The 11,906-nt window shown below is 64.5% G+C and carries 7 protein-coding genes and 1 tRNA gene; 3 read left to right on the top strand and 5 right to left on the bottom strand.

Going from position 1 to position 11,906, the window contains the following annotated elements; translation table 11 throughout:
- Positions 1-32 precede the first annotated feature (32 nt).
- Entirely contained in the window at positions 33-860 is an 828-nt protein-coding gene (locus ACX80G_RS03030) for an electron transfer flavoprotein subunit beta/FixA family protein (RefSeq protein WP_459305505.1), read from the bottom strand.
- Between the two features lie 138 nt (positions 861-998).
- Entirely contained in the window at positions 999-2,390 is a 1,392-nt protein-coding gene (locus tag ACX80G_RS03025) for a S1C family serine protease (protein ID WP_459305504.1), read from the bottom strand.
- 313 nt (positions 2,391-2,703) lie between these two features.
- Between ACX80G_RS03025 and ACX80G_RS03020 the strand changes: the two genes are divergently transcribed.
- The 3 genes from ACX80G_RS03020 (at position 2,704) to ACX80G_RS03010 (ending at position 7,155) form a co-directional block, all read left to right on the top strand.
- Positions 2,704-4,824, top strand: coding sequence for a TPM domain-containing protein (locus ACX80G_RS03020; protein WP_459305503.1), 2,121 nt, complete (start codon positions 2,704-2,706; stop codon positions 4,822-4,824).
- A gap of 77 nt (positions 4,825-4,901) precedes the next feature.
- On the top strand, positions 4,902-5,681 hold the full coding sequence (locus ACX80G_RS03015; RefSeq protein ID WP_459305502.1) for a PspA/IM30 family protein: 780 nt from the start codon (positions 4,902-4,904) through the stop codon (positions 5,679-5,681).
- Between the two features lie 73 nt (positions 5,682-5,754).
- Entirely contained in the window at positions 5,755-7,155 is a 1,401-nt protein-coding gene (locus tag ACX80G_RS03010; protein ID WP_459305501.1) for a cryptochrome/photolyase family protein, read from the top strand.
- Between the two features lie 77 nt (positions 7,156-7,232).
- Here the strand turns inward: ACX80G_RS03010 and ACX80G_RS03005 are convergent.
- From ACX80G_RS03005 to ACX80G_RS02995, 3 genes are all read right to left on the bottom strand, one after another.
- Positions 7,233-7,306: transfer RNA gene (locus ACX80G_RS03005), tRNA-Met, on the bottom strand.
- 71 nt (positions 7,307-7,377) lie between these two features.
- The gene (locus ACX80G_RS03000) at positions 7,378-10,410 is read right to left on the bottom strand and encodes a UPF0182 family membrane protein (protein WP_459305500.1); all 3,033 of its coding nucleotides are present in this window, start codon (positions 10,408-10,410) and stop codon (positions 7,378-7,380) included.
- Between the two features lie 217 nt (positions 10,411-10,627).
- Entirely contained in the window at positions 10,628-11,731 is a 1,104-nt protein-coding gene (locus tag ACX80G_RS02995; RefSeq protein ID WP_459305499.1) for a YlbL family protein, read from the bottom strand.
- Positions 11,732-11,906: the final 175 nt, after the last annotated feature.

Genomic DNA, 11,906 nt, shown 5'->3' with positions numbered 1-11,906 from the left:
GCGGTAGTCGAGTACGACATGAGGGTGCTTGCCTAGAGCAGCTTCTGCGCTGCCAGGAAATCAACCAGCCGGATTCCGGCGTCGCCGTCGTCGCTGATGATGGTTCCCTGGCTGCGGGGAGGACGCGGGTCTGCGGCGTGAACGGACGTCCAGGCGCCAGCCAACCCCACGTCGCCCGGGTCCACTCCCACGTCCTGGAGGGACAGGGTGGTCAGGGGCTTCTTCTTTGCGGCCATGATTCCCTTGAAATTGGGGTACCGCGGCTCGTTGATCTGATCAGTAACCGACACCACGGCTGGCAGGGCGGCCTCAACGGTTTCCGAGTAAACGTCCCCGTCCCGACGTGCGGTCAGTGACCAGGTGCCCGCCGCCCGCTGCAGGTCGAGCGATGAGGCGAACGTGACCTGGGGCAGGTCGAGGCGTTCCGCCAGCTGAGCGGGCACCAGGGAGGTTTCACCATCGGTGGATGCCATCCCGGTGATGACCAGGTCGACTGTGCCGAGATGGGCGACGACGGCGGCGAGCGCCCGGGAAGTTCCCGCGGCATCGGATCCCGCGAGGGCATCGTCGCAGAGGTGCACGCCCGCATGCGCCCCGATCTGGAGGGCTTTCTTGACCGCGCTGACCGCGCCGGACGGGCCCATCGTCACTGCGGTGATCCGGTGTCCCGCGGCATCGCCGCCGTGCGCTTCAACCAGTTGCAGTGCTGCCTCGAGAGCATACTCGTCCAATTCGGAGAGAATGCTCTCCTTTCGGTCGGTGGTCCGGTCCTGACCACTGATGTGCCGGTCAAACTGCGCGTCTGGCACATGCTTCACCAGGACCACTATGTCCAGGCCTGCGTGCGATGCGTCGTCCATTACTGCCTTCCTCGTCTTCGGATCTGCCCTAGCCCTAGCTAACCATATCGGCGGCGGCCCGACGGCGGCGGCCCGATACGGAGCAGGGCGGCCTCCCCTCGGGATGACCGCCCTGCTCGGCTTCGCTGGTATCGCCGGTTAGCCCTCGGCCTGCTCCACTGTCACGTCAACCGTCTGAGGCTCGCCATCGCGCTGGAATTCGACCGGGACGGTTTCTCCCTCGGCCTGCATCCGCACAGCAGCAGTCAGGCCGCGCGGGTCGCTGATCGGCTGGCCTGCGACGCTGGTGATGATGTCGCCCTGCTGAAGCCCGGCAATCGCGGCCGGCGACCCTTCAGTCACCTCGGCCACCTCGGCGCCAACGGAGAAGGAGGTTTCACCATCGGTGTTTTCGGAGGCGGACGGCGAGACCGATACACCCAGGAATCCATGCGAGGCGCTGCCATCGGCGATAATTTCCTGGGCAACCCGCTGCGCGTAGTTGATCGGGATGGAGAAGCCAACACCAATGTTGCCTGTGCTTTCGGCTGATCCCGCCGAGGCGATCGCAACGTTGACGCCAATGATGCTGCCGTCGGCGTCGACCAGCGCACCACCCGAGTTGCCTTGGTTAATGGCGGCGTCGGTCTGGATCACGTTCAGGTAGATGGAGCCCTGCGGCTGGGTCGGCGGTGTTTCGGTGCCCTCCGGGGGAAGGAAGTTGAAGCCGTCACCCTCTTCTTCGGCCGGGGCATCGGAGAGTTCCTCGGGGACTGCCGACGACGCAACGCTAATCGTCCGGTTCAGGGTGGAGATGATGCCGTCGGTCACTGTGCCGCTGAGGCCCAGCGGCGCACCGATGGCGATGGCCACGTCGCCGACGTTCAGCGCATCGGAGTCGGCGAGCGTGGCTGGCTGCAGGTCGGGCCCGTCGACCTTGATCACTGCGAGATCCGACAGCGGGTCGGTGCCAACAATCTCGGCGGGGAACACCCTGCCGTCACTGGTACGGATTTCCACTGCGGCGTCGCTCACCTGGCCACCAAGGGTAACAACGTGGGTGTTCGTGAGGATGTGCCCTTCCTTATCGAGAACAATGCCGGACCCCGAACCGCCGGAGCCGGCGCCACTCACGGCGATGGTGACGACACTGGGAGAAGCCTTCACCGCTGCGCCGGTGACCTCGTTGACCGTCTCTGTGTCATTGACCACCACCGACTGAGGCTGGTTCGTCGACGCCGGCACGCCGCCTTGATCTCCCAGTAAACGGTCGACCCCAGCCACCACGGTGCCGCCCAGCAGACCAGCGACCAGCATTCCGCTGACCAGGGTCGCCGTACCCACGCGTTTCTTGTCCCGCTTCGGAGGGAGAGCCGCCGGGGGGAGCGCCGATCCGTAGAATCCGCCGCTGGAGTACGAACCGTCGTCGTAAGCTGCCGAGCCGTTGCGCCCATCGTCCGGACGTGAGGAATCCTGCCAACCATGGGATGGCGGCGTCTGGGGATGGGGTGGGATGTTCCGCTCGAACCCGTTCGTGTTGTCTTCAGTCATCGGAAAGCCTTTCGTCTCGATGCATCGAACTATGCCAAACCATTCTGGACCTTTGACGGATGTTCGCTGAATGAATACTGTGAGCCAACCGGATGCGAGGCTCTGCTCCATCATTCTCCTCGGGTGCGTCGTTTCCAGCAAAAATCAGCTGCCCGCTGCCAGGCATTTCGCTAGGGGCAGATACGGGTAGGTGGACTGCCCCACTACCGCGCCCTAGACTTCAAAATGGGCGTGTGAACGCGTTGGCGGCATTGGCTGCCAGCCGTTACCGCACGTCAACGGGAATTTCGGGGAAACTTCTGAAGGGTATTGAATGCGATCGAGCACCAGGCGCCTTACAGCGGCAGTAGGCGTCAGCGCCGCACTGCTGCTGCCCTTGACCACACTTCCTGGAGCGTACGCCGCGCCCCCAGTTGATTTCGGCGCGGAGAATGTGATCGACGACGCGGGTGTCCTTGACGCGGCCGGCCTGGCCGAGGTCGAGGACGCGATCGCCCAGCTGCAGGATGCCGAGGGTTATCGGCTCCGCGTGATCTTCGTCGACACGTTCACGAACCCGACCGATCCCGACGACTGGGCGGCGGCGACTGCCAGATCGAGCGACCTTGGCGAGGCTGACGTCCTGCTAGCTGTCGCCGTCGAAACCAGGAACGGAACCTTTGGAGCGGTCGGCTCCAGCCCTGTTCGTGACGCATTGCCCCAGGCCTACAATTCCGACATCATTCCCGAACTGGAGGTAGACGACTGGGCGGGCGCGGGTGTTGCCGCCGCTGGCGCCGTCACCGACATCCTGGCCGGCGAGTCGGCTGGCTCCGGGAACGGCAGCGAAAATGGGTCCGCCAGCGGCGGTAGCGGCTTCGGGGCCGTCATCCTGGTGGGCGCCCTGGTGGCACTGGCCGGCATCGGTGGATTCTTCTTCCTGCGATCCCGCGGAAAGAAGTCGCTCACCAGCGGCCCAGCCGAGTCCAAGGACTTCGGTCCGGGCCGCGGACCGGACGGCGAAGTACTCGACCCGCTAGCAGCCCTCAGCGTGGAGGAGCTGCGCAAGAAAGCCGGCAGCCTGCTGATCGCCGCCGACGACGCCATCAAGTCCAGCGAACAGGAAGTAGGGTTCGCCCAGGCTCAGTATGGCGACGCGGCCGTCCAACCCTTCGTTGACGACATCGCGGCAGCGAAACAGCACATGAGCGAATCCTTCAAGCTACAACAGCAGCTCGACGACCACATCCCCGACACCGAGGAACAGCAGCGCACCTGGCTCGGTGACATCATCCGCCGGTGCGAATCGGTCAACGGGTCCCTGCAGGAGCATAAGACTGATTTTGATGCTCTCCGCGAGCTGGAGCGTAACGCCCCTGCCGCTCTCGCGGCCGCTCAGGCCTCAGCCGACGGGGTCAAAACCCGGGTGGCCGACGCGGAGCAGACCTTGCGTCAGCTGCAGCAGAACTACGCCGATTCGGCTACCTCCCAGGTGCAGGACAATGTCGAGCAAGCCAACGAGCGGCTCACATTCGTTGACAGCGCCGCCAAGTCGGCTCAACAGCACCTCAGCGCCGGGGATACCGGGTCGGCGGTGATCGCGGTCCGCGCGGCGGAGGAGAGCGTTCACCAGACGACGGTGCTGCTTGAGGCAATCAGCAAACGGGCCACCGAGTTGGATGCAGCCAAGAAAGAGCTGGACCGTTCGGTAGCTGATACCACCCAGGACCTTGCCCAGGCGCAGGCCATGCTCGGCACGGGCCAGCATCAGGACCTGGCCGGTCCGGTGGCGGCGGCGGACGCGGCGCTCACCACCGTCAGGACCGAATCGGCGAGTGGGAGGGTTGACCCCGTCGCCCTGCTGCAGCGCACCGAAGCAGCGCACGCCCAGCTCGATGCCGCCCTCGGCGGTGTCAGGAACCAGTCTGAGCAGACGCAGCGCGCCCGCGAGGCTCTGCAGCACGCCATCATGGCCGCCCAGTCGAGGATTTCCGGCACGTCCGACTACATCCGGGCGCGTCGCGGCGGTGTCGGCAGTGAGGCCCGTACCCGGCTCGCCGAAGCAGAGCGCAACCTCGAGTACGCGGTGCAGATCCAGTCGGACGACCCGGTGGCAGCGTTGTCCCACGCCCAGCAGGCTACTGCCCTCGCTGAGCAGGCAGCACAGATCGCCCAGCAGGATGTTGACGGCTTCGGTGGCGGCATGGGCGGCTTTGGCGGTGGCGGCATGTTTGGCGGCCGAGGCAACCAGGGCGGCGGGATGGGTGGCGCACTCCTCGGCGGCATCCTCCTCGGCGGCATCCTCAACGGTGGGGGCGGTGGCGGGCTCTTCGGCGGCGGTGGAGGCGACGGAGGCGGAGGAGGCGGCGACATGTTCGGTGGCGGCGGCTTCGGCGGCTTCGGTGGCGGGGGTGGCGGTTTCGGCGACTTCGGCGGCGGCGGCGGCGACTTCTGATCCGCGACACCACCAGTAATTTCCTCACCCGCAGGTGAGGGCAGACCCAGAACATCGGCGAATCGAAAGGCAAACCCATGGTAAAACAGTCAATTTTCGGACGTATCACCCAACTGGCCAAGGCCAACATCAACTCTCTGCTGGATCAGGCGGAGGACCCGCAGAAGATGCTGGACCAGATGGTCCGCGACTACACCAACAGCATCGCTGAGGCTGAAAGTGCAGTCGCCCAGACCATCGGCAACCTGCGGATGCTGCAGGAGGATTACAAGGAAGATCAAGACAACGCCCGTAACTGGGGCAACAAGGCTCTCTCCGCGTCGAAGAAAGCGGACGAGTACCGCAATGCGGGGGACACGGTTGACGCCGAGAAGTTCGACAACCTGGCAAAGGTTGCAATCCAGCGCCAGATGACCTCCGAGAACGAAGCCCGCGGCGCAGAACCGACGATCGGCTCGCAGGAAGAGATCGTTGAGAAGCTGAAGACCGGTCTGAACCAGATGAAGGGCAAGCTGAACGAGCTCACCAGCAAGCGTGACGAGCTCATTGCCCGGTCCCGTACCGCGCAGGCCCAGCAGCAGGTCCACGATGCTGTAAAGAGCATCGACTTCATGGACCCCACCAGCGAGGTCGGGCGGTTCGAGGAAAAGATCCGCCGAGAGGAAGCACGGGTGCTGGGTCAGGCCGAACTTGCCAATTCCAGCCTCGACTCACAGTTTGAAAGCCTCGAGGATCTCGGTGAGCAGACCGAGGTCGAGGCGCGCCTGGCGGCCCTGAAGTCCGGCGGCTCCAGCGGGCGGGCCCCCTCGGCCATCGGGCAGGGAAGCGACACCGACGAGTACCAGCCGGGCCAGTAACAACCCGGTTCACAGGCCCTCACGCCGGCGTCACCCTCATCGGGTGGCGCCGGTTTTGTGTAGATTGGCCTTCATGGCACCCACACTTGTATGGCTCCGCGACGACCTTCGGCTCAGCGACAACCCGGCGTTGGCTGCAGCACTCGACGCCGATACCCAGGACCTCATCATCTGCTTCGTGTTCGACGAAGAAAGCGACGGAATCCGCCCGCTCGGTGGCGCCACCCGGTGGTGGCTCCACCATTCGCTCACTGCCTTATCCAACGCCATCGAAGAGCTCGGCGGGCAGCTCGTGCTGCGATCAGGCCCCGGCGAAGACGTCATCCGCGGGCTCGTTGCAGAAACCGGAGCGGAGCGGGTGGTATGGAACCGCCGGTACGCCCGCCCCGAGCGGACCATCGACGCCTCGGTCAAATCATGGTGTGCCGACAATGGCGTTGAGGCGACCAGCTATCAAGCGAACCTGCTATTCGAACCCTGGCAGGTCACCACCGGCGCCGGTGGTCCCTACAAGGTGTTTACGCCCTTCTGGCGGGCCTGCCGGGACCAGCCGGAGCCCCGAACCCCGCTGGCTGCTCCTGATCGCCTGACGGGCCCCACCCTACCGTCGGAGGACCTTGGCTCCTGGGGGCTTTTGCCGACAGCACCCGACTGGTCCGGTGGGCTTCAGGACCAGTGGACGCCCGGCGAAGCCGGCGGCGGGGACCGGCTCGACGAATTCCTCGACGGATCGGTGGCCGGGTACGCCGGAAACCGTGACCTACCGGGGGTCGAGGGCACCAGTCGGCTGTCACCCCATCTGCGGTTCGGTGAAATCAGCCCCTTTCAGGTCTGGCACGCATCGAAGTCGGCGACCCCCGGATCAATTGCCCACGACGTTCAGGTCTTTGGCTCGGAGATCGGCTGGCGGGAATTCTGTTGGCAACTGCTCTACCACAACCCCGATCTGGCCACCCAGAACTACCGGCGGGACTTTGACGGATTCACCTGGCAGACACCGACACCGGGTGAACTGGGCGCCTGGCAGCGCGGCCGCACCGGCTATCCCCTCGTCGATGCGGGGATGCGCCAACTCTGGGACACCGGCTGGATGCACAATCGGGTGCGGATGGCGACCGCATCATTCCTCATCAAGAACCTGATGGTGGACTGGCGCGTCGGGGAACAGTGGTTCTGGGACACCCTGGTGGATGCCGACTCAGCCAGCAATCCAGCCAACTGGCAATGGGTCGCCGGATCGGGTGCCGATGCGTCCCCCTACTTCAGGATTTTCAACCCCGTGACGCAAAGCAAGAAGTTCGACAAGGAAGGGGCCTACCTCAAACGCTTTGTTCCCGAACTCAGAGACGCCGGCAACATCCATGAACCGTGGAAGGACGCCGACTCCCCGGCGGGCTACCCCTCCCCCGTGGTCGACCTCGCAGAAACCCGTGAACGTGCGCTCTCCGCCTACCAGGACCTGCGCGGCACGTAGGACACAGCCGGGAAGGGTGCTGGTGCCGACACAAAAAAGATCCCGACCAGTGAGTAACTGGTCGGGATCTTTTTTCGTTGCGGGGACAGGATTTGAACCTGTGACCTCTGGGTTATGAGCCCAGCGAGCTACCGAACTGCTCCACCCCGCGGCGTAAACTCAACGTTACGGCCCCGGGGTGGATAGTGCAAATCGACGGGAATCGGGCGGCTAAATGCTGCCCTATTCTCCGGCTGGTGCGGCCCCTGACTGCCGTTCCTCGGCGTCCAGGGCCCGCGCCAGTGCGTCACTCAGGCGGTCCTGAGCCTCACCATAGGCCGCGAAGTCGCCGTCAGCGAGGGCCTCCTGGCCGTCAACGATGGCGGTGTTGGCGTCCTCAAGGGCGGCCCGGAGATCCGCTGCCGGATCATCGGTGCCACCGGTTGCTGGCTCGGTGGGTGCCGCGGTGGGAGCCTCAGTGGGCTCGCCCTCGGCCGGTTCGCCCTCAACGGGCGGTGCAGCAGGATCCTCTGGTGTCTCACCGACGTTGTCGCTGTCACCGGTGACAGCTCCGGAGTCCCCGCCAAAGACCTGGTCGAGCGCCTCAGCGAGGGTCGGCGCGAAACCAACCTCCTCGCCAAAGCTCACCAGCACCCGCCGGAGGACCGGGAAGGAGGAGTCGCCGGAGGACTGCACGTACACGGGTTGCACGTAGGCCACACCGCCACCAATCGGCAGCGTCAGCAGGTTACCGCTGATCACCTCGGAGGCGCCCTGGCGCAGGAGGTTGAGTTCCTGCGACACGGTGGTGTCCGAGTTGAAGAGGTTGGCTGCCTGTCCTGGACCGACCGCCGAGTCCTGACCGGACGAGTCAAGGAGCCTCAAGGTGCCATAGGTGTCGGCTTTGACGCCGGCCTCGCCGGTGCCGGCGTCGCCGTCGGCAGCAAGGAAACCGTACAGCACGTTCCGGGCCTCCTGCCCCGCGGGAACGAACGGGATGAAGGGGGTGGTCAGCGAGAAGCTTGCTCCGTCCTGCTCAGGCATCTGAAGCGAAAGGTAGTACGGGGGCTGCGGCACGCTGATGTCGCCGTCAAGCGTGGGGTCGTTCGGGACGCTCCAGGCCTCATTGTTGCTGTAGAACGGCTCAGTCTCGGTGACGTGATACCGGGCAAGCAGTTCGCGCTGCACCTTGAAGAGATCCTCCGGGTAGCGGACGTGCGACATCAGATCGGCCGACATCTCACTGAACGGCTGCAGCGACGTCGGGTAGATGTTCTGCCACGCCTTGAGAATCGGGTCTTCCTCATCCCAGGCGTACAGGTCCACCGAGCCGTCGTACGCGTCGACGGTTGCCTTCACCGCGTTACGTATGTAGTTGACCTGCTCCGCGGGAAGCGGAGTGGCGAGTCCCTCGGCAGTCAGGGAATCCTGGGTCGCGGACGCCAGTTCCTGCTGCGTCGAATAGGGGTAGTCGGCGGTGGTCGTGTACCCGTCGATAATCCATTTGACCCGCCCGTCGACAATCGCCGGGTAACTGTTGCCGTCCAGGGTCAGGTACGGGGCAACCTTCTCCACCCGTTCCACCGGATCCCGGTCATAGAAGATCTGGGAGTCACTGTTGACCTGGTCCGACAACAGCAGGTCGGTCGACTGGAACTTCAGCGCATAGACCAACCGGTTGAAGATGTTCCCGACGTCGGGGCCACCGCTGCCCTGGAAGGTGCTGCGCGACTGCTGATCGGACTCTTCGCTCTGCGGTCGGTCGATCTCAATGGGGTTCGAATCCTCGGGGGCTCCCACCACCGAGTACAGCGGAGATGATTCGCCGAAGTAGATCCGGGGTTCGTAGGTACTCTCGTCGCCGAGGGCGCCCGTTGACGGGATCCCCGACTGGATGAACGACGGACGACCATCTGGTTCGGTGGACGAACCGGCGGCGGCAACGATGCCGTAGCCGTGGGTGTACAGGACGTGCTCATTGATCCAGCCTTCCGGCACACCGGCGGTGTTCAGCTCACGGACAGCGATCACCGTGTCCTCGATCTCGCCGTCGATCTCGTACCGGTCGACGTTAAGGGTTTCGGGGAACTGGTAATACTGACGGAACTGCTGGAGCTGACTGAAGGCGTCGCTGACCAGGTTCGGGTCGAGCAACCTAATGTTCGCCGTGGTTTCGCCGTCCTCATTGAGGGCGCCCGGCGCGGGAATGTCCTCCGGGTTATAGGGGTTCACCTCAACCTCGTCCAGCCCGTAGGCCGCACGGGTCTGATCGATGTTCCGTTCAATGAACGGCTCTTCCCTGCTGAACTCGGAGGGCACCACCTGGAAACGCTGGATCACCCAAGGGTACACGCCGCCGGCGAGGATTGCCGTGATGATCAGCATCGCGGTGCCGATGATGGGGAGCCGCCAGCGCCCGATCACCGCTGAGACGATGAACAGGACAGCGACGATGATCGCTGCTGCGGCGAGAATCGCCTTGGTGGGGATGACCGCGTTGACGTCCGTGTACAGGGCCCCATCCCAGCGCCCGCCGGTGCCGGTCAGCGTGGCGTACCGATCCAACCAGTAGTTCACGCCCTGGAGGAGCAGGAACAACGCCGCGAGGACCGCGATGTGGATGCGGGCTGCCTTGGACGTGAAGAGTCCCTTTTCCTCGAGGCGGATGCCGCCGTAGAGGTAGTGGGTCAGGACGCCGGCAATGGTGCTGATGATGACCACGCTGATCAGGAAACCGATCAGGAAGGTCAGGAACGGCAGGGTGAAGACGTAGAAGGCGATGTCCAGGCCGAATTCGGGGTCCGTCTCGCCGAACGGTTCCTGGTTGAAGAACAACAGCACAGGCTGCCACTGGGAGGCGGCAGCGGTCCCGGCGAAGGCTGCGAGGACCACGGGGATGCCGAGCATCAGCAGGCGCCTGATCGGCTCAAGCTGGGCCTGATAGCGGTTCAGGTTGTCCTGGACTGCGTTGTCCGGGGCATAGATCGGGCGGGAACGGTAGGCGAGCCGCAAACTGAAGTACACGCTGAGTCCCATGATGAGGAATGCTGCAGCGAAGAGGACGACGCGGGAAATGTTCTCGGTGACGAACACTTCGAGGAATCCGAGCTGGTTGTACCAGAGGACGTCCGCGTAGACCTGCGAGACGTACACGAAAGCGATGACCAGGACGGCCAGCACAACTAACGTCGGGATCAGCGGGCTACGTCTTTTGGTGCTGGTGGAATTGGTTTGGCTCGGCCTGCTGCCGAACGGCCGGTCTGGTCCGGAAGTCACATTTACCTCATCGTTGGATCCGTTGGATCACGGAAACCGCGATCGCACCGCCCGAATCGGCGGCACGACACGGCAGTTCCATGCCTTTCCATTCTGCCCTGAACACGTCTGGGCAGCCCAATTTCGTTCCGGTCCAAGCCCCCGGAGGCCAGATCGACATCAAACTGTGTCCAAACTCGACGCCGAGGTGCGTTGGGGTGGGCGTATCCTGACTGGCCTAGCCGGCTTCACAGGTCGGCAGGGCGGCAGCGGCGTCGTCGCCCGCGCCGATCGTACGGACAGCGTTCACCGCGTCGTCGAGAGTTTCCACCCGGACCACCTGGAGGCCGTCCGGGACGTGTCCGAGCACTTCGCCGCAATTGGCTGCCGGGGCGAGAAACACTTCGGCTCCCGACTCCCGGGCGCCGGCAAGTTTCTGCCTGATCCCGCCAATCGGTCCCACCTGGCCTGCCGAGTCGATGGTGCCTGTCCCGGCAAAATGTTTGCCGCCGGTGAGTTCGCCATCGGTCAGCAGATCGACGATCCCCAGAGCAAACATGGACCCGGCCGACGGCCCGCCCACGTTGTCCAGGGCGATGGTGATGTCGAAGGGGAAGGTGAAGTTCGCTACCAGTCCCACCCCGAGCTGGAAGTCCCCGCCCGGCGATTCCTTGGGCGTCACCGCTTCGGTGACCTCACCGCCGTCGCGCACCAGCCCGAGATCGACCGGCTCCCCGTTTGCTGCGTTCAAGGAATTCCTGAGGACGCCAATGTTGGTGACCTCGGTCCCGTCCACCGAGCTGATGACGTCGCCCTCTTCGAGGATTCCCGCCGCGGCAGCGTCGTCGACCAGCCCTGCGACCGAAAGTTCCTCCTCGAAGTCAATGTCCAGGTGTGCCAGTGCCGCAGCAATCGCCGACTCCTGCGAAGAGGTCATGGCCACGGCGTTCTGCTCCTGGATATCTTCCTGGGTGACGTCGGGAGGATACCGCAGCTCGCGTGGCACCACCGATTCGGTTGGATTGAGCCACGCCTTGAACACCTCAAAAATGCCGAGTTGGGTCCCCGGCCCACCCGTGACGTACACGGTGGTCAGGTCGAGGTTGCCGGACGTGGGGAAGGTCTGCCGCCCCTGCACCTCGATGAGGGGCTGGGAATCGATCTCGCCAATCGTGTTGAAGGTGGGCCCTGGCGACTCCACCACGTAGGGAGCGGGCAGCAGAACCGCGGCGGCGCCCAGCAGGAGTGCCAGGAAACCAGACACCACCATCACAGTGAAGCGGGGATCCCGTTTCGTCTTGGTGGGCGGCGTCGAAAGGTCGGCGGGGGTGGACTGGGTCAACTGGAAACCTTCTCTTGGTCAGACACTGCGCAGGTGCTGGTGGTGCGTGGCGATGCTGGGTGTTCCGCCCGACCACGCGCCGCTGAGCCTCTCCAGCGTACTTCCTGAGGGAACCCACGGCACCCATCGGTAACGGCCTGGTTGCTTTGCCCTCAGCGAACGGTCCAGCGCGTTA

It is taken from the genome of Arthrobacter glycogeni (genome assembly GCF_054510815.1).
Note: the sequence above shows the minus strand (reverse complement) of the source record. Positions and strands in the feature narration are given on the sequence as shown.